Raw genomic sequence first — 18646 nt, 5'->3', positions numbered from 1 at the left:
TCTTCAACAGATCGATGAGAAGGTGAGGGTCTTCCTCTACAGGGCAATCGAAAGTGAACTGCCCTATCTGTGAATCGAGCGACCGACCTCAAGATTCGTCGCGGCGGGCGCACCGTCTCTGTTGCTGTCATCATTGCGGTGGGCGTCAACATCGATGGCGGCGCGGGGTGCTCGGCATGGAGATCGGCGCCTTCGAGGCCGAGGCGACCTGGACGGGATTCCTACGCAAGCTGATCAGACGGGGTTTGTACAGCGTAAGCTCGTCGACCCCGATGCCCATGAAGGTATCAAGGCAGCGGTCTCGAAGGTGCTCCTCGCCACCTGGCAGGGCTGCCACATGCGCAATGCCTTTGTGAAGTGCTCTCCGTTTCACCGGACAGGTCGGCTAGATTGATTTAGCCCTGATGGACTGCCGAGAGGAAGCCATCTTGAGCGCGGAATAGGATGGATTTTGTTGTAGTCATCGATCCAACCGTCGATGAGCCGGAGCGCCGTTTCGGCGTCCGGTGGTGCGGCGATCCGGGGTTATCTCGCTTCAGGGTTTTGACGCATGCCTCGGACATTCCGTTCGACTGAAGTCTGGCCACCGGCGTGAAGCAGGGCGTCAGATTAAGCGCCTCGGCAAATAGCCTAGTCTCCAGTGCTGTATAAGCCGAACCGTTGTCCGAGTGATGCTCGATAGCGTGAGGGCTTCGGGTTGCTGCGAACCGCTTTTCAATTGCCTCCAGCATCATGTCGCGCACGTCTCAGCCGGAAATGCCTGCATTGGCTACCGCCGTCCAGGCGATGATCTCGCGGTCGAAGGCGTCGATGATGAAGGCGAGACGAAGGACCTCTCCATTCCAGCAGGTGAACTCCAGACCGTCCACCAGCGCAGGCTGGAGGACGGTGATGTCCGCAGGGATCAAAACTTTGGAAACAGTCGTGCCCTAAGGAACTCCCTCGCCAGATTGCCCATCTATCAGCTTTTCCAATATTCTTCGCAGAGCTAACCGTTCCTCTAAACTTAGCCTCATAAGTAGGTCTGTTTGCGCGCTTTCGGCGCAACTGAATAAGTCTGGAAGTGCCAATCTAGCCGTTTCTGTCAGAGACAAAACCATTCGGCGAGCATCGCTTGCATCACGGGTTCTTGCAACCATCTTTTTTTGCTCAAGGATCTTCACAGCTAATGCGGTAGTCGTTCGGTCAAGGAAAAGAAGATCGCCTAGCTCCCTTTGCGATAAACCGTCGTGCTTAGATAAGACGACGATGACCCCATACTGGGTGGTCGTAATTGGCCCACAGTGCTTCAAGAATATGCTGGTTGACAACTGCAGGGCGCGCCTGAGCAAAAAGCCTGGTCGGCCATGGAGTTTAGTGAGCGCTGCGTCATCGCGTGCCGCCTGTTCGCCGTTATTTTGATCGCACAAGTTACTTCCGATCTACTTCGTTTGCAGGCGCCTTCGTTGACTTCTAGAATAATGGGCGCATTCGCTGGTTGATGAGGGTCTTCGAAAATTGATTCAGCATGAGCAGGATTAGCCGAAGTCAGCTTGACACGCGACAAAAAAATCCTCATACATATGAGCATTAATGCATGGGAAGAGCATTTTTGGTCCTCGACGGCGAGGACTGCCGATCAATAATTTGACCGGTTGCCTCTAGAAGAGAAAGAAATCCAAGCAGACGTTACTCAACAAGGCATCAATAAAAAAGGGGAATGCTATGAAAAACATCATGTCCACCGTACTTGCAGTCTGCGTAACAACGTCGATACCCAATATATCTTACTCTCGCGATTTAACCTTAACATCACCAGGCGGCCTCTATACCGAAAAAATGTCGGAACATTTTTTCAAGCCGTTTGCTGAGAAGGAAGGTGTAAAAATTCAAGTGGAGGAATCAAGTACTCAGTGGGGTCAAATCCAAGCAACGATCGATACTGGGCAGCGCCCATGGGATATCGTTGAAACCGAGGTTGCTGAACAAATTAGAGCCTGCGACGAAGGATACCTCCGTCCATTGGATTTGAAAGCGCTCGGGCTTGAGGATGTTTTCAACCCGAACGCCGTGTTCAAATGCGGGGTCGGTGTGGGAATCACAGCGGTCACTGTGGCTTACAAGAAGCAATCGTCGTCGCCGCCCCCTGTCTCTATCAATGATTTCTTCGATTTGACGAAATTTCCTGGCAAGCGCGCCATGAGAAATAGTCCTAAATTCTCTCTTGAATTTGCGCTCCTTGCTGATGGAGTAACTCGCGCTGATCTGTATAAGACTCTTCGCACGGATGAGGGCGTGGACAGAGCGTTCCGCAAACTTGATACGATCAAGCAACAGCTTTTGTTTTGGGACACGAGCGCCCAGTCGATAGACATGCTCACCGGGGGCGACGTGACAATGTCTACCGCGTATAGCCATCGCATAGCATTGCAAAACAGCAAGAATGACGATCTGGGCATGCTGTGGGATCACGCACTTCTCAATTATGACGCTTTCGGTATCGTCGCCGACGCCGACAAGGGAGATGCCGCTGAAAGATTTTTGAGGTTTTATGCAGACCCTCAGCGCGAGGCCGATTTTATCAAGGCGATGCCAATGGGCCCTGCAATGAAGAAGACGATTGATTTGTTGCCGCCTGATTTGGTGAAGCTTTTGCCGGTTGGACGCAATTTGGACACCGCGATTGATCTGGGCACACCAGACGCAGTTTCCTTTTGGCTCGACAATGGTGATCGCTTGACTCAAAGATGGAACTCCTGGAGCAAGAGCTAAAAGTCCAACCGGTTTCGACTTCCTCGATGTATGGTTTGAAGTAGGTGTCCATAGCGGCGCGTCCATCAGACCGAATGGATTCGTGTATCTATTCCATACATTGAGGAAGTCAGAGCAGCATCGCGAAAGCATGAGATTCGTGTACGGTAAAGCTTAAGGTCGGGCAATATCGCACCGGAGCGGGCCGACTTTCCCATCGCGAAAGAGTTCGTATCCTTAGATAAGGGTGTCCGGTCTCAAGCCTCTTTCGTGCGACATAAACGTCCATTCATGACGGCTTTAAACTCTCGTAGCGGCGTCGGTCGCTAACCAGAATGAGTTTGACTTCAGCAACGCAAGTTGTTTCCTCAGATTTCAGATAGTGAGCACTCAATGCCGAACCCCCCCTCAACCGAACCATTGCTCGAGTTTCAATCGTTACGCAAAACGTATGACGGACGCTCCTTTGTTCTCAAGGACGTGAACCTCAAGATTGAGCAAGGAGAATTCTTTACGCTTTTGGGGCCGTCAGGTTCAGGGAAGACAACGCTGTTAATGATCATGGCAGGTTTCGAAGATGCAACTTCGGGAGAGATGGTTTTTAAGGGCCGAGATCTCCAACAGGTTCCATCTTTCAGACGCAACTTCGGTGTCGTCTTCCAGAACTATGCGCTATTCCCTCACATGACCGTCGCACAGAATATCGCGTTTCCTCTTCGGCAACGAGGATTCAATCGAGAAGAGATCAAGGCCCAAGTCACAAGAGCAATGGCGATGGTGAAACTTGATGCAATGGGAGATCGAAGCCCAAAACAGTTGTCGGGGGGGCAGCAACAACGCGTCGCTTTGGCACGGGCGCTGGTATTCTCGCCGGAGGTCGTCCTATTTGACGAACCACTCGGCGCCCTTGACCGCCGTCTGCGCGAGCACATGCAGCTAGAGATACGCCGTCTTCATTCCGAACTCGGTATAAGTATGATTTATGTGACGCACGACCAGGAAGAGGCGCTTGTGATGTCGGATCGTATAGCGGTTTTCGACCAAGGAACGATACAGCAAATTGGTTCACCGGATACAGTTTACGAGCGCCCGAATACATCTTTCGTTGCCAATTTTATTGGAGAGAACAACTCCCTTCAGGGGATGCTAAAAGCCATTGATGGCACCACTTGCCAGGTAGAGCTACGAGACGGAACACTGGTCCTAGCTAGCCTGATAGGCTCCCATCTTCCCGGCGCATCGGTGAACTTAGCTATCCGTCCCGAACAACTTCGTATCATTGAGTCGGACGGTAAAGACGAAAACGTCGTCTGCGGTAGTGTAGTTGAAAAGATTTACATCGGGTCGCGCATCCGGCTTCGTTGTTTGCTCGATAGCACCGACATGATACTGGCTGAGATTCCACCTGCAGATGGTTTACAAATCCAAATCGGAATGCGGTTATCATTAGCTTGGCAGACTTCTGACTGTCGTGCGCTCGATCCCACAAACAAAAAAGCTGAGAGGGACTAATCGGTGATCAAGTCTCTCGTGAGGAAACCAGAAACTGGATTGAAACCCCTACATGGGTCTAAATCCTCCTCGACGCGCCGTCGTATAAGTGCGATTTTCTTGATCGCGCCTCTTTTTGCGCTACTGGCAATCTCTTTCGTTCTGCCTCTGTTCCTACTACTTCTTACTAGTGTGCATGCGCCTGAAATCCCAGATGCGTTCCCGCGCACTTCCGCCAGTCTCAGTAACTGGGACAGCACTCAACCGCCAAGCGACGAAGTTTATACATCTTTAGCCGACGACATACGAAGCAGCAGCCAAAAAACATTTATGAGCGCGGTAGCGGCGCTGAATCAGAAAAAAGCGGGCTTCCGGTCACTCTTGCTTGCCACAAGGACCGATTTGAAAGCAACGTCACATGAAATTAACAGGGAAGAGTTGGTCAGGATCGATAAACGCTGGGATGATGCCGAATATTGGCGGACCCTTAAAGCTTCTACATCGCCTATTACTGGTGCGCATTTGCTTGCGGCGTTTGACCTCTCTTACAACGAAGACGGACAAATCAGCAACGTGCCGTCAGATCAAAGAATCTATATTTCTCTAATTATTAGGACATTTTGGGTCGCCTTAGTGGTTGCATGTTGCTGCGTCGTCCTCGGCTATCCCGTTGCCTGGACAATCGCACATTCGCCGGAGCGCAGGGCGAGAATATTGCTTCTACTAATTCTTGTACCGTTATGGACATCCCTACTGGCCCGGACAGCCGCTTGGATGCTGCTGCTTCAGAAAAACGGACTTATTAATGAATTCCTGATGTACTTTGGACTTATTTCATCTCCATTGGAGCTTCTCTACACAAGAGGCGCAGTTTATATCGCGATGATCCATATGATGCTCCCGTTCGTTGTATTGCCAATCTTAACGACCATGAAAACGATCGGTCATGAGCAAATCAGGGCTGCTAAATCTCTTGGTGCGAAACCGGCCGCTGCATTCTTTCAGGTTTATTTTCCACAAACTATGCAGGGCGTTGTAAGTGGCGGCTCACTAGCATTTATCGTGACCCTTGGGTTTTACATAACGCCCACGCTTGTAGGCGGTGCGCGCGACGCAATGCTTGGTACTGTCATTGCACAACTAGCTTTACAGAGCGCGAATTGGCCGATGGCGAGTGCGCTCGCGGTCGTATTGTTGGGAGCCGTAGCAGTGTTCGCCATTGCGGTAAGAAAGTTGTTAGGTGAAAAGGAAGACAATCATGGCTAAATCTACAAGTGTTAGGTCCAGCGGCGTTGCCGTCTCGTTGGTCACACTTTCTGCCGGCCTAGTTTCGCTTTTCCTACTGGCTCCTATTTTGGCGATCATTCCGCTCTCGTTCAACAGCTCTGCTGATCTTCGGTATCCGATTGAGAGCATTACACTCGATTGGTACCATACAGTATTGAGACCGGACCCTTGGCTTGCAGCTTTGAAGAACAGTATTGCGATTGCGGTACCGGTAAGCTTGCTAGCAACATTATTCGGCACGTCAGCGGCCTACGGCCTATATCAGCTTCGGTCAAAACGCGCTGCACTCTTACTAACCGGTGTGTTTTTGGCTCCCCTTATTGTTCCCACGGTAATCACCGCGTTGGCTCTCTATTTCTTTATGGCGAAGATTGGTCTACTGGGATCATATTGGGCGATGGTACTTGGGCACACAATTTTGAGCGTGCCATTCGTTGTTCTGATGGTATCGGTGTCATTGCGACGATTGGATCCTCAATTAATCCGAGCCGGACTAAGTCTCGGCGGGTCACCTAGCACCGTTGGCCGGACTATCGTTCTGCCGCTTATTCTACCTGGCGTGCTCTCGGGGGCAATACTGGCTTTTGTCCAGTCGTTTGATGAAGTGGTCGTTGCAGTATTTCTTGCAGGTCCACAACAATTCACTCTTCCGAGGCAGTTGCTGTCGTCGCTCCAATATCGGCTTGATCCTAGTATCGTTGCGATATCAACGTTGTTGATCCTCGCCACGACGTTTCTTTTCGGTTTTGCTGATTGGCTCCGTTCACGACAACGTTGATCTAACTCGCAAAGCACGCTGATATCTCTATTAGGGCCCACTCACATGGCCCTCGTGGGCAAAACGGAAACTGATAGGTCGACCGGCGCTTGGGCCTCTCGATCGCAATAACGTTGGGTCAGTCCAACCAAGAAACCGAAATTACCGTAAACTTTCAACACAAGGCACAACAGGGCCGTGACGGACGAATAGCGAGGGATACATATGAATAGCACGCTCCTGTTTTCGCACGAACAGACATTTTGGCACACTTCCGGTACACCCTACGTTCACACGCTCCCGGTAGGGGGATGGGTACAGCCCTCCTCAGGCAGTGGGACGGCAGATTCGCCTGACTCAAAACGACGATTGCTTTCTTTAGTCCAAGTCTCCGGTTTAGCTGGACAGCTCGGAATGCCGTCAGCGCAACCAGCGTCGATAGAGGACTTGCTTAGAATTCATACGCGGCGATATCTTGAGGACTTCAAAGAGCTGAGCGACACCTGCGGTGGTGATCTGGGAGGAACTGCGCCGTTTGCTCCCGGGGGATACGAAGTTGCTGCGATTTCGGCCGGCTTGGCTATTTCAGCAGTTGATTCGGTGGTAACAAAAAGGGCCAAAAATGCGTATGCTCTTTCAAGGCCAGCCGGTCATCATTGTCTTGCTGACAAGCCTATGGGTAATTGTCTTTTAGCAAACATTCCAATAGCGATAGAGGCCGCCCGCTCGCGTCATGGAATTGACAAAGTAGCGATAATTGATTGGGACGTGCACCATGGAAACGGTGCACAATCGATATACTACCAAGACCCGAATACTTTAACGATTTCGATCCACCAAGAAAAAAATTTCTCCTTTGAACCAAACGATACTATTGAATTTCGCGGAGAAGGCCGCGGAGTTGGATCCAATTTGAATATTGCTCTGCCTCCCGGGTGCGGAGATGAAGCTTACGCTTATGTGATTAAACGGATCGTACAGCCCTCACTTGAAGCGTTTCGACCGGATTTGATTGTCGTGGCAAATGGACTTGACGCTTGCGGGCTCGATCCCATGGGTCGAATGTTACTGCACAGCGAAACGTTTCGAGCGATGACCGATGCTATACTGGAGGCGGCGGATTGTCTGTGCGGCGGCAGAGTTGCCGTCATTCATGAGGGCGGTTATTCAGAAGTATACATCCCTTTCTGTGGTCTAGCCGTTTTGGAGGCACTTTCAGGATTTAGCACCGGTGTTCAAGATCCTCTTCTAGCAGGGCTCATTCTACGGCAGCCGAACAAACGAATGGTCGTACATCAAAGAATGCTGATCGATGAAATGGCCAAGTATCTTTTTTAGTAACGGCCGATCCCGCAGGCATGTCGAAACCATGCGCGAATTGTGGCGGCAAGGTTGGAATGTCCGCCGCCGGGCAAAGTAGAAATGTCCTTTGGTCGCCACACGGCACACCTACCAGCCCCGATCTGACCGGCTGGACCGGGTTGCAAGATCAGATCGGGGCGGGTGGTAAACACGCCCCTTCGGCTTTAGCTTTCTCAGTAGCAATTCTTCCATCGCCGGCTGATACTCCGATACGCAGCATGGGGCGGGTAGGAATCAAAGCGGAACGATGCTTCCGGAAATCAAGCTGCAGGGTGACGTCGATGTCGCCGAGCTGTCACCTCTTCTTCGCGGCATACTTCTTGCGGTTGCCTATGCTGACGCTGAGGGTGGCATAGGATTGACCGCGACCGGCGCCATGAACCGCAAGTTCGTGCACTGGGCCGCTGTGAATTTCCTTTGGCCCGACTTCACAGCCGAAGACCTCTACAGCATGAACAAAGTGCTGAACGAAAGTGACATGCCGCCGCTCTGGGTCGTGCGGGACATGACCCGCCATCTGAAGCTTCTTCGCCAGAAAAAGGATGTGCTGCTGCCAACCAAACGAGGTCGCGAGTTTCTGGTGAACCCGTAAGCCTTCTTCGATCTCGTCGCCACGGATTATCTCTACTCCTATGTCCACGCTACCGAGCGCAAAGAAGAGGTCCAAGCTCGGTTACGTTGGTGGCGCATGTTCCTCAATCTTCTCAATATCAAGGCGAGAGAGGGCTGTACGCCATTGGAGGTCGTGAAGATCCTCTATCCAGACATGGCACCTCTGTCCGCCACCGAAATGACCCTGGAAGCCTGGGACCTCAAATCCTATCTCCAATATGGCGTCCTGCGGCGCCTGTGCTGGCTGGGCCTGCTTTATGAGGCACGAGAAGGGCTCACGCTTCTTCAAGACGGAGCCTTCCACAAGACGCCGCTTTGGTCCGCCTGCCTGCAATTGGAGTCAGATTGCGGGTTTCACAAAGTCGCGGACAGGCATTTCAGTAAGTCGCGGACACCGATTTCAATAAGTACGGGACAGTGATTTCACAAAGCCGCGGACAGTTCTCGCGGCGGATTTAGATCGATTTTCGTGAGCGCCGATCTGGCACATTCTCCTCGTGGTTTGAGCGAGGACATGATGCCCAGGCTGAAGCAAGCGAGACATACTGACGTGAAGGATATCCGATCGATCCTGCGGCTTACCTTCGAGCAGGGATTATCGATACGTGCCGTTTCCGATCGGCTGAAGATCAGCAAGACATCGGTTTCGACGTACCTACTGCGGGCAAGGGAATCTGGGCTTGCGGTCTGGCCTCTACCTCCGGGCCTGGACGAGGACGACGTTCTCGAGCATCGACTATTCCGGCGTATGGGACGGCCTCCACGCGATACCTGTCAATGCCGGGTGAATTTTCCCCAGTTGTGCCGAAGTAAAATTCCCCACTTATGCCGACGTGGACGACAGGGCGTATTGCGGATTTTTCGGCGGCCGGCCGCGTGGCTTTTGAGGTGGTGCGAATGCCGGGGGCGCTATAAGGGCTTTGGATCGAACGTGCTCCGGCATGAGTTCGGCATGCTGCCGCAACCGGTAACTCGATCCCTCGATTTGCACGACGACGGCGTGATGAAGCAGGCTGTCGAGCAGCGCGGTTGCGACGACAGGATCGCCAAAACATCGCCCCACTCAGCGAAGCCTTGGTTTGACGTCAGGATCATCGCCCCTCTTCATATCGGGCGTTCACGAGTTGGAAGAACAGATTGCCGCCACCCTGGACGACCGGCAGATATCCGATCTCATCGACGATGAGCAGGCTTGGCCTGCAGAAGAAGCGAATGCGCTCCTGAAGTCGACCCTCTCGTTCTGAACGGGCCAACGAACCTTTGAGGTCGGCAAGGTTCGTGAAGTAGACGCTCTTTCCAGCTTTTACGGCTTCGACGCCGAGCGCCGTGGCAAGATGACTTTTGCCGGTTCCAGGTGGGCCGAGGAAATGCACGGCCTCGTGTCGATCGACGAAGCCAAGCTGCGCCAGGGTGAAGATGCGATCGCGGTCAAGCGAAGGCTGGAAGGTGAAGTCGAAACCAACGAGTGTCTTGATCGTCGCAAGCCTGCCCATTCGTAGCGCCGTCTTGATGCGGCTGTTCTCGCGCAGGGTCAACTCCTCGGAAAGAAGGATATCGATCGCTTCAAGGGCAGACAGCTCGCCGTGTTCGAGGCGTCGCACAACATGGTCGAGCGCCTCCAGTGCGCGCGGCATCTTCAGGCCGACCAGGTCATGGCGAATACGGTCGATCATGGATGGTACGGCATCGAGTGTTGCACTCATGGGCGGTTCTCCTTTGCCAAGACCTTGCCGACGGCGTCATAGAGACCGCTGCAGCACGGTGTCGCCGGCGGGTTTGACGACAAGGGCTTCGCCTCGTGTTTGTGGCCAGTGTTGCGTCGTGATTGCTCGTCGGTGATCAGGATGAATCCGACGTTGTTTACGGCCCTCCAGGACAGGATGAGCCGCGATCAGAGTGCCGTTCTCGAAGATGCGGACCTCGTCGGCAAGCGAATGAACCTCTACCGTTTGACTGCGGGTCGCATCCGGAACGCTGTAGGTGTTGCCGCCGATGCTGACCATGCCTTCCCGCGATACGCGGCGCTCCAGCTTTAGAACGGACTTGAACGGTGCCAGGGGTAGCGGCCGCAGATACGGCCGCTCCTCGGCGAAGGCCTCGTTGACGACACGTTGGGTCGTCGCGTGCTTCCTTGGATTGGCGACGGTGTCGAGCCAGTGCCGGAGCTGGGCGTTCATGTCGTCGAGATTGCGGAACGACCGAGCGAGGAAGAAGTCTTCTCGGATATACCGAAACGGCCGCTCAACCTTGCCTTTTGTCTTGGCTCGGTAGGCCTTGCCCGCCTTAGGATGGAAGCCATAATGGCGGGCCAGATCGATCAGAGCGCGGTTGTAGATGATGCCCTCCGTCTGACCTTCGCCGATAACGGCAGTCTTCATCCGGTCGTAGAGCACTCCCGCGGCGCACCACCAATCGCCTCGAAAGCGGAGATGTGGCAACGTAGGACGGTCGGCAGGTTCTGGTGCATGACGAAGCGAGCCCAGATGAGGCGACTGTGTCCCAACACCATCGAGAACAACCAGACGATCCTTGGTGTCATTGGCTCATCGGTGAAAACGACATGGAACTGGGCAAAGTCGACTTGGGCCTGTTCGTCTGGCGGCGTCTCGAAGCGAACTTCGAAACCTGGATTTGCCGGAGGTGGCACGTCACGAAGAAAGTCTGTGACGGCGGTGTAACCGCCGGCATAACCTCGATCCCGGAGTTCTCGGAGTAACCGACTGCCAGTGAGACCGGGATAGGCCTTCACCCGCTCCCGCAGGTATGAAGCGAACGGATCGATAACCGTCGCGCGAGGCTTTCTCGGTCCATAAGCCGGAGCCTGAAGGCCTCGTTCAATGTATTTGCGCACCGTCTTGCGATCGATGCCTGTTTCTCTGGAAATAGCCGACACCGTCAGCCCCTGCTGATGCAGATCCAGGATCATGATCGTCTCCCTCAGCTTGATCACCAATGTCCCCCTTCCGACCATCGGAAGGAGTATCGGCGATGACGCGCCGCTGGTCTTCCGGGGCGCGCCCCGGAAGACCAGCGGCCGCAGCACCTGGGGAAGATTCAAACGGCACTAATGGGGAGTATTGCTCCGGTACTGACAATACCGTCGAGCCGAACTGGCCGAAGATGGCCAGCGAGCTGAAGCGCAAGGGCGTCACGCTCCATTTGCTGTGGCAAGAATACCGGGAAGCTCATCCGGATGGCTATGGGTACACCTGGTTTTGCGGCCGGTTTGCCGATCATGAAAGCCGAGCCAGGCCCACCTACCGCAGCCGTCACGTTGCTGGTGTCGCATGGAATGCGACTATGCTGGCCATACGATCCCGATCATCGATCCATCTACCGGCGAGATCCGCGCAGCTCAGATCTATGTCGCAGTTCTGAGCGCGTCGCAACTGACGTTCGCCTACTACAGCACGGTAGCTCACGATATCTCCAAAGACCGGCGACGCCGGCTGAGAAAGCTGCGGCGGCACCCGAATTTGTGAACCGAGATCATCAATCAGTTGGAGGCACGCTGGTCTCCCGAGCAGATCGCCGGGCGCCTGTTGTTGGAGGGGCACAGCCCCGTGCGTGTCTGTAAAGAGACAATCTATCGTTTTATCTACAGCAAGGAAGATTATGCCCTTGGTCTCTATCAGTATCTACTGGAAGCACGCCGCAAACGTCGTCCACTGCGCTCCAGGAAGCCACGGGACGGTGCGTTTCCAGCCTCGCACCGCATATCCCAACGGCCTGATTTTATTGGAGATAGATCGCAGTTTGGGCATTGGGAGGGCGGACCTCCTCATCTTCGAACGTCCACTCGGCCATGCCAATGTCACCTCCCTCGTCGAGCGCGAGAGCCGCTAAACCGTTCTCATCAAGAATCCGAGCCGGCATTCTCGCCCGATCATGGACAAGCTCATCAGAGCGTTTTCTCCTTTGCCGGCCTTCGCGCATCAGAGCTTCAGGTTTGATCGCGGTACCGAGTTTGCTGGATTTAGGGCTTTGGAAGAAGGGATCGGCGCGCGTAGCTGGTTCTGTGATCCTAGTGCACCGTGGCAAAAGGGAGCCGTGGAAAACGCCAACAAGCGCATTCGCCGCTTCATGCCAGGCGATAAGGATCTTGCAACCATCTCTCAGCGAGACCTCATTCACCTCACACGCTACCTCAACGACCAACCTCGAAAGTGCCTCGGATACAAAACCCCGGCAGAAGTGTTCATGGCACATTTGCAGGAAGAGGGGTGATCCCCTACCCTAGACGCCGGCATGATGCACTTGGGTTAGCTTTTCCACGGTTTTGCTGGCAATCCCGCGCGCGTGATCGCATGTTCCGTGAGCAGACTGAAAGAGCGCCGATGCCGACGTCGCCGAGTTAGCTGCATGGATCGTGAACCTGCCAATCTCGCCGTCCCAAATGCGAGCTCCGGCCTCGAGGATATTGGCAACTGTGGCAACGGAGTGTGCCTGCTGCGGGCGCTTGTGGGGTTTATGGGGCGTCTAATCCATGCGTACAAGCGGTTCCCAATGCGAGTTGCCAAAAGAGAGCATTTACTCACATATTTGTCTTTCAACGAGGATCGTAAAGGAATATAAAATGATTGAAACACTAGAAGACCAACGTACTCTCCTCGGAATGGTCGACGCAGTCTCGATGGCCGGGTTTGAGCTCAAAGAACGTTTTTCTGCCAATCGTCGCCCGGCCTCACGCGATGAGATCACCAATCTGATCCATGACATTGATGCAGTATCGACCGACATTCTCCGCAAGCGGTTGGCGAGCATTCAACCGGATATCCCGATAGAACAAGACGAGAATGCCCATGGCCTGCTTTCGCTCGGTGAGCGGTGGGTTATTGATCCGGTGGAAGGTGCTATTAATCATGTACACGGCACGACGGAATGGTGCATTACTGCGACGTTGATCCGTGACAATGTCCCCGTTCACGCGGCCGTGCATCTCCCGCTTCTGAGCCAGACCTATACCGCAAGCCGAGGCCGTGGAGCATTTCTCAACGGCGCTCCAATCCGGGTTTCCGTAAAAAACCAGCTTAACGGGGCGCTGGTCGGGACGGGCCAGGCCACGCCTGGCGAGAGCGCCGAAGTGTACCGACAGATTGCCGATTCAACTTATCGATTGCTGCAGCATGCACTAACGGTTAGTGTTTCTGTACCCTCGACCATGCAACTCGTCCGTGTCGCTGACGGCAGGATGGATGCCTTCTGGCAGTTAAGCGCGATTCACTCTGGTCTAGTCTCCGGTGCACTTCTTGTGCAGGAGGCTGGCGGCACTGTCACGGATATCAACGGTCGTCCCTGGTCTTTGGAGAGCCATGACTTCCTGGCCGCCCCTCCTCAACTTTCCGGGTCCCTTGTCGAACTGCTGGGCTCAGTATTCTGATCAATAAAACCCATTAGCAAGAAGGAATAGCAAGTGAAAAAGATCGCCATCCTCGGTGCTGGCCGTGTCGCGACCGCGATTGCCAAACGCCTGGAAAAATCTGGAAAACAATTCACTGTCGGCGTTCGCGATATCGGCAAGGCCGCGTCTAACTGGCAGGGGCCTTCGGGAAGCTTCGTCGCCTCGGAAGAAGCTGTTAGCGACAATGATGTCATTTTTAACGCGACACCGGGCGAGACCAGCGTTGCGTATCTAAAACCATTCTCAGATCATCTGGCAGGTAAGGTTGTCGTAGACGTGTCGAACGCTCTACTGCGGGACGGCAACGGAAACCCGCGGGGCTTGCTGTACCCAGGAAGCAGTGTTGGTGAAAAGCTTCAGGAGGCGGTTCCAGACGCACTCATTGTAAAAACGCTGAACACCATGCTGTTTTCGGTGATAGCCGATCCTGACATTTTGTCGGTTAAGCCTATGGCTTTTCTATCTGGGAACAGCATTGATGCTAAGCATTTGGTCCGTGCCCTTTTGTTGGAATTTGGCTGGACAGACGGCCTGATTGAAGACTTGGGAGGCATCATCTCCGCGCGAGGGCCCGAAGGCTTCATGAATTTCGTCCCACCGATCATTGCTAACCACGGGCTTGCCCCTTTCGCTCTTACAATTGCACGATAGGCACGCGAAGAGGCCGTGACATTCGCGGACAGCGCCACGGGTTCTCCGTGAAGCTTGTTCCACACCGTTCTGGCATATCTAGACTGGAGTTGGGCATAGGACTGCCGAGCCATGCGAAGTCCAGCGTGACGTTGTTAGGATAGGCCCCTTGGTCGAGGTCTCGGGAAATGAGCTTGCTGCCATCGCACATCGGGAAGGTTGCTCTGCCGTGGCCGACGGCGCGCGAAGCCCTGCGTAGCAGCGCGCCGTCCAGGTCATAGCCTGTCCGCAGGGATCTATAAAGTGAAGTTGTCGAGACTCTGGAGCCGATCCGAGCCTCGGCCCGCTCGCTCTTAGCGGCACCGAGCGCCTCGGTCATCTCGCTTTTCAGCATCGCTTGCAGCAGATCCTGCACTATCTTGCGCAACGCGTCGTGGTTCTAACCCATCAAATCTTTGACGGCGGCTATCGATGGTTTATTCTCATTCCTGGTCATGGTGGGGCTCCTATGGAGTTGGTGACGTTGGACATCACCAGCCTGCCATGGCCGTTCAAATCCCCAATGGTTTTTGCACAACCTCCCGCACACTACTTGGCATCGATACTCACAAGGATTCATATGCTGCAGCGGTCATCGGGCATTGTGACCACGTTCCTGAGACACGCAGTTTCCCGACGACCCGCAACTGCTATCGGTTCATACTGACTTGAATGCGGCATTCGAGGGATTCGGCGCATTGGCAGCGAATGTACAGGCAGTTAAGGAGTTAGGCTGCTGTAATACCTGCAAACCTCGCACATGGATATCCGGGGTAATCACTGCCTTCTTCCCGATATTTGGTGGGTATTGGGTCAGACCAGCGAAGGGAGGTTTCCTCGTCCCAATGCTTTTGCTGTCAAAGCGGAAAGGGCCACCTTTTGCTTTCCCTCAGCGTCAAAATTATCGTCATCCAGCCAAATCTGATATGCCGTCTTCAGCAAAGGCCACTCCTTGTCGATAACTGAAAACCATGCTGTGTCGCGGTTTCTGCCCTTAATAATGAAATGCTGTCGAAAAAGGCCCTCATAGGCAAAACCAAATCGATTGGCGGCGATTTTTGACGGTTCGTTGTTATTGTCACATTTCCATTCGAACCGACGATAACCGAGCCTATCAAAAATATACTCCATAGTGAGAAAGAGTGCTTCGGTCGCCTTGATACTCCGTGCCATGGCTGGACCCCAGTAAATGTTACCGATTTCCGCCGCGCCATTGGTCGTATCTATCCGCATCAACGCCTGCCGACCCACTGCCTTTCCAGTATCCTGATCGATTACGGCAAAAAACATAGGATCTTCACTTTTTTCCGCTTTCTCCGCCCAGCTTAGGGCTTCTTCGATCGTGTCAGGCGGTAGATCTGCAAGGTAACGGTATTTCTCTTGCCGATTTGGCACCGTTGCCGCTACCAATAAGTCCTCCGCATGATCGGCGGCGACCAGCGGCACCAGCGAAACGGACCTACCTTGAATCACTTGCTTTTGTGGTTTTTGAAATCCGACCGTTAGCATTCCAATCCTCTCCAGTGCCGGGAAATTCCTCGGAGTCGTTTATTCTAGGTTGCGTTTCAGAAGGGAAAGATCACCATAAAAACATCTAGCGCGGCCTGTCCGTTACAGCCACAGCCACAGCTATGAGCATTACATCTTTTGCGTGCGAATCCGCGCCTAAGGTGGCGAGCGTAACGGATATCTTAGTCAATCCGTGCAAGGTGTTTTCGTTCCTCGCACCCTCTCGTCTTGAGAATTGCATAAGCAGATTGAGACGGGAATGACAATTTCTGTCGTGAAACAGTCAATCTTCGGGTTGCTGGCGCTGAAGGTCTCGTGCCTGACCGGGGGTCAAGTCAAAGGTGCGCCGGAAGGCAACACCGAAGGCGGAAGGGTTTGCAAAGCCCACCTCTGCGGCGATGCGGGTAATATTTCCATCGGTCATCAGGAGCACGAATGCCGCATTCAGGCGTGCCTGTAGCCGCCATTGCCCAAAGCTCAATCCGGTTTCGCGCAGGAATACCCGGTCTATCGTGCGAGCCGATGCGCCAAGATTATCGGCCCAGATGTCGAGGCCGCGGCGATCACCGGGATAATCCAGTATGGCCCGAACAAGATTTTTGACGCGGGGGTCTTTCGGCAGGGGCAGTTTCGTCGGCAGTGTCCGAGCGCAGGCGATTTCTCCGATGATCAGCGCCACGAGATGACTGCCGCGACCATCCAGCTTCCAGTCGGGCGGCTCACCGCAAAGCGCTACGAGAAGCTCGCGCAGAAGAGGCGTAACCGACATGACCCTCGGTGCACTGGCCATGCTGCTCGCCGTTTCTGGGTTCAGAAATAGCTGCCTCATGGCAACGTACCCTTCCATCGTAATGGAGTGCGCAGTGTCGGCTGACAGGAGAAGTGCTTTGCTCGGCGGCAGGACGAACAACGCCTTGTCCGTTTCAACCCGCATCACGCCCGAGATTGCATAGATCAGTTGCGCACGCCGGTGACTGTGCATTCCCGAGACCAGCCCGGCCGGATAGTCCGCCGAAAACCCGACTGCCGGTCTGTTCGCACATTCATAGACAGCAAGGCGAGCATCACGCTCCGGCGACAAGAATGCCTGGTTCGCTAACATGTTTTCAAAATATGCCTTTACTCCTCCTCTCGCAAGCCAAGGACCCGGGCCCTTGACAAACGTTTCAAGTGATACGGACCTCGTTCATCGAACAGAAGTTTTGGAAGTCCCAATTTCGTCCCGGGGCAGCGTCGATCAGGGCGCGAGTATATGCGTGGGCCGGCGCGCCGAGTATGCGGCTTGCTGGTCCCTGTTCCACCACTTCGCCGCGCTGCATGACGATCAGATCGTCGCAGATCTGGGCGGCGACCCGCAAATCATGGGTAATGAAGACAATAGCGATCCCGAACTCCTGCTGAAGCTGATCCAATAGCTCCAAGACCTGCGCCTGAACCGAAACATCGAGCGCAGATACGGCCTCGTCAGCGACCAGTACATTAGGGCGCATCATCACTGCCCGTGCAATCGCGATCCGCTGTCGCTGGCCCCCGGAGAACATATGAGGGTATCGACGCATCGCGTCCTCGGGCAGGCCGACGACGCGCAGCAAGCGCTTCGCCTCCGCAATCGCATCATAAGACGAAGTACCGTAGTTCAACGGTCCCTCGATAAGGCTTTGTGCGATGGCCCAGCGTGGGTTCAGCGAACGCATTGGATCCTGAAAAACAACCTGAAGCTTTTTGCGATGTGGGCGCAAGGCACCACGCGACAGGCTGGCGATATCGCTGCCATCCAGCACCACCCGGCCCGAGGTCGGGTCGATCAGCCTCATGATGCATCGCGCGACCGTCGATTTGCCGGAGCCGGATTCGCCGACAATCCCGAGCGTCCGCCCGCGCGTCAGGGTGAAACTCACATCTTTTACCGCATGGGCCTGCGGAAGCTTTTTGAGAATGCCATCGCCACCGTATACTTTGTTCAGCCGCTCCACCGACAGAACCACCTCGGCTCCTTCGCTGCGTGGCGCGCGCGGCATAAGGCTTGGGACCGATGACAAAAGCTTTCGCGTATAGTCTTCACGTGGATGGCGCAGCAATTGCTCGGCCTGGCCGTGCTCGACGACCTCACCATGCTTCATGACATACACCGTATCGGCTATCTCGGCGACAACCCCCATGTCATGCGTAATGAACAGCACGGCAGTGCCGTGCTTGTGTTGAAGCTCGTCGATCAGCAACAATATCTGCTTTTGCGTGGTTACGTCCAACGCGGTCGTCGGTTCGTCCGCGATCAGCAACACGGGTTCGAGTACGAGGGCCATCGCGATCATGATTCGCTGACGCTGCCCCCCCGACAGCTGATGCGGATAGCTGCGAAAGATGCGATCGACATCTGGCAGGTGGACCTGTTCCATGATTGCCTTGGCGCGTTTGCGGCGCTCGGACTGGCTCAGGTTGGTGTGAAGCTCCATTACCTCCATGATTTGATCGCCGATGCGAAGGACCGGGTTGAGCGCCGTCATGGGCTCCTGAAAAATCATCGCTACGCGGGCCGCGCGAAGCTCCCGCATCTGCGCCTGCGAGAGCGGCAGGAGGTTTTGCCCCTGGAGGTTAATCTTGCCTTTCGACACCTCCAATGCCTGAGGCAGCAAACCCATTATGGCCAGCGAGGTCACCGATTTGCCCGATCCGGATTCACCGACCAGGCAGACCGTCTCGCCTTGCCTGATTGTGACATCGATGCCCTTCAGCACCTGAAGCTTCGAATTGGCCAGAGCAACCGTAAGGTCCTCGACGCAGAGGGCCGACGGAATGGCGTCGAAATTGCGTGACTTGAACTGCATTGG

General features: G+C 54.4%; 11 protein-coding genes and 8 pseudogenes. 12 read left to right on the top strand and 7 right to left on the bottom strand.

Annotated features, from left to right (window positions below; genetic code table 11):
* Positions 1 to 4: 4 nt before the first annotated feature.
* Positions 5 to 349, top strand: a pseudogene (locus tag EXN68_RS27990) (transposase); the annotation flags it as partial.
* Positions 350 to 385: 36 nt separating this feature from the next.
* Here EXN68_RS27990 and EXN68_RS25715 read toward each other — a convergent pair.
* Both EXN68_RS25715 and EXN68_RS28225 read right to left on the bottom strand, forming a co-directional pair.
* A pseudogene (locus EXN68_RS25715) lies at positions 386 to 866 on the bottom strand (DDE-type integrase/transposase/recombinase); the annotation flags it as partial.
* Between the two features lie 63 nt (positions 867 to 929).
* Positions 930 to 1292: a MarR family winged helix-turn-helix transcriptional regulator gene (locus EXN68_RS28225; protein WP_404944534.1), complete on the bottom strand. Its 363-nt coding sequence runs from the start codon at positions 1290 to 1292 to the stop codon at positions 930 to 932.
* 412 nt (positions 1293 to 1704) lie between these two features.
* On the opposite strand from EXN68_RS28225, the gene EXN68_RS25705 reads away from it, so the two are divergent.
* The 7 genes and pseudogenes from EXN68_RS25705 to EXN68_RS25675 all read left to right on the top strand — a co-directional run.
* Positions 1705 to 2751, top strand: a complete 1047-nt coding sequence (locus EXN68_RS25705) for an extracellular solute-binding protein (RefSeq protein ID WP_142843441.1) — start codon at positions 1705 to 1707, stop codon at positions 2749 to 2751.
* Between the two features lie 372 nt (positions 2752 to 3123).
* Positions 3124 to 4242 (top strand): ABC transporter ATP-binding protein, encoded by a 1119-nt coding sequence (locus tag EXN68_RS25700; RefSeq protein WP_142843440.1) that lies wholly within the window; start codon positions 3124 to 3126, stop codon positions 4240 to 4242.
* 3 nt (positions 4243 to 4245) lie between these two features.
* Entirely contained in the window at positions 4246 to 5487 is a 1242-nt protein-coding gene (locus EXN68_RS25695) for an ABC transporter permease (protein WP_142843439.1), read from the top strand.
* The gene (locus EXN68_RS25690; protein WP_142843438.1) at positions 5480 to 6286 is read left to right on the top strand and encodes an ABC transporter permease; all 807 of its coding nucleotides are present in this window, start codon (positions 5480 to 5482) and stop codon (positions 6284 to 6286) included. The genes EXN68_RS25695 and EXN68_RS25690 overlap by 8 nt, the downstream gene beginning before the upstream one ends.
* A gap of 204 nt (positions 6287 to 6490) precedes the next feature.
* Positions 6491 to 7603, top strand: coding sequence for a class II histone deacetylase (locus tag EXN68_RS25685; protein WP_142843437.1), 1113 nt, complete (start codon positions 6491 to 6493; stop codon positions 7601 to 7603).
* 271 nt (positions 7604 to 7874) lie between these two features.
* Positions 7875 to 8660, top strand: a pseudogene (locus tag EXN68_RS25680) (hypothetical protein).
* A 96-nt stretch (positions 8661 to 8756) separates the two neighbouring features.
* A pseudogene (locus EXN68_RS25675) lies at positions 8757 to 9008 on the top strand (IS21 family transposase); the annotation flags it as partial.
* A gap of 54 nt (positions 9009 to 9062) precedes the next feature.
* On the opposite strand, the pseudogene istB reads toward EXN68_RS25675, so the two are convergent.
* A pseudogene (gene istB / locus EXN68_RS25670) lies at positions 9063 to 9942 on the bottom strand (IS21-like element ISRel3 family helper ATPase IstB).
* Between the two features lie 36 nt (positions 9943 to 9978).
* Positions 9979 to 11189 (bottom strand): annotated as a pseudogene (gene istA, locus EXN68_RS25665) (IS21 family transposase).
* A gap of 185 nt (positions 11190 to 11374) precedes the next feature.
* On the opposite strand from istA, the pseudogene EXN68_RS27985 reads away from it, so the two are divergent.
* The 4 genes and pseudogenes from EXN68_RS27985 to EXN68_RS25650 form a co-directional block, all read left to right on the top strand.
* A pseudogene (locus EXN68_RS27985) lies at positions 11375 to 11640 on the top strand (IS21 family transposase); the annotation flags it as partial.
* Positions 11641 to 12466: pseudogene (locus EXN68_RS25660) on the top strand (IS30 family transposase); the annotation flags it as partial.
* 349 nt (positions 12467 to 12815) lie between these two features.
* Positions 12816 to 13619, top strand: coding sequence for an inositol monophosphatase family protein (locus tag EXN68_RS25655; RefSeq protein ID WP_142843436.1), 804 nt, complete (start codon positions 12816 to 12818; stop codon positions 13617 to 13619).
* A 33-nt stretch (positions 13620 to 13652) separates the two neighbouring features.
* Positions 13653 to 14291, top strand: coding sequence for an NADPH-dependent F420 reductase (locus tag EXN68_RS25650; RefSeq protein WP_142843435.1), 639 nt, complete (start codon positions 13653 to 13655; stop codon positions 14289 to 14291).
* A gap of 831 nt (positions 14292 to 15122) precedes the next feature.
* Here the strand turns inward: EXN68_RS25650 and EXN68_RS25645 are convergent.
* The 3 genes from EXN68_RS25645 to EXN68_RS25635 form a co-directional block, all read right to left on the bottom strand.
* Complete coding sequence (locus tag EXN68_RS25645) at positions 15123 to 15818, bottom strand: GNAT family N-acetyltransferase (protein ID WP_142843434.1); 696 nt, start codon at positions 15816 to 15818, stop codon at positions 15123 to 15125.
* A gap of 283 nt (positions 15819 to 16101) precedes the next feature.
* On the bottom strand, positions 16102 to 16920 hold the full coding sequence (locus EXN68_RS28090) for an AraC family transcriptional regulator (RefSeq protein ID WP_142843433.1): 819 nt from the start codon (positions 16918 to 16920) through the stop codon (positions 16102 to 16104).
* 64 nt (positions 16921 to 16984) lie between these two features.
* The gene (locus EXN68_RS25635) at positions 16985 to 18643 is read right to left on the bottom strand and encodes an ABC transporter ATP-binding protein (RefSeq protein WP_142843432.1); all 1659 of its coding nucleotides are present in this window, start codon (positions 18641 to 18643) and stop codon (positions 16985 to 16987) included.
* Positions 18644 to 18646: the final 3 nt, after the last annotated feature.

Origin of the sequence: Martinezella rhizogenes (assembly GCF_007002745.1) — a bacterium.
Taxonomy (GTDB): domain Bacteria; phylum Pseudomonadota; class Alphaproteobacteria; order Rhizobiales; family Rhizobiaceae; genus Agrobacterium; species Agrobacterium cucumeris.
The sequence above is the reverse complement of the archived record's forward strand: the minus strand, read 5'-3'. Positions and strand labels throughout refer to the sequence as shown.

Coding starts and splice junctions, on each gene's coding strand:
- EXN68_RS25705 (WP_142843441.1), top strand. CDS start 1,705: ATGAAAAACATCATGTCCACCGTACTTGCAGTCTGCGTAACAACGTCG.
- EXN68_RS25700 (WP_142843440.1), top strand. CDS start 3,124: ATGCCGAACCCCCCCTCAACCGAACCATTGCTCGAGTTTCAATCGTTA.
- EXN68_RS25690 (WP_142843438.1), top strand. CDS start 5,480: ATGGCTAAATCTACAAGTGTTAGGTCCAGCGGCGTTGCCGTCTCGTTG.
- EXN68_RS25685 (WP_142843437.1), top strand. CDS start 6,491: ATGAATAGCACGCTCCTGTTTTCGCACGAACAGACATTTTGGCACACT.
- EXN68_RS25655 (WP_142843436.1), top strand. CDS start 12,816: ATGATTGAAACACTAGAAGACCAACGTACTCTCCTCGGAATGGTCGAC.
- EXN68_RS25645 (WP_142843434.1), bottom strand. CDS start 15,818: ATGCTAACGGTCGGATTTCAAAAACCACAAAAGCAAGTGATTCAAGGT.
- EXN68_RS28090 (WP_142843433.1), bottom strand. CDS start 16,920: ATGTTAGCGAACCAGGCATTCTTGTCGCCGGAGCGTGATGCTCGCCTT.
- EXN68_RS25635 (WP_142843432.1), bottom strand. CDS start 18,643: ATGCAGTTCAAGTCACGCAATTTCGACGCCATTCCGTCGGCCCTCTGC.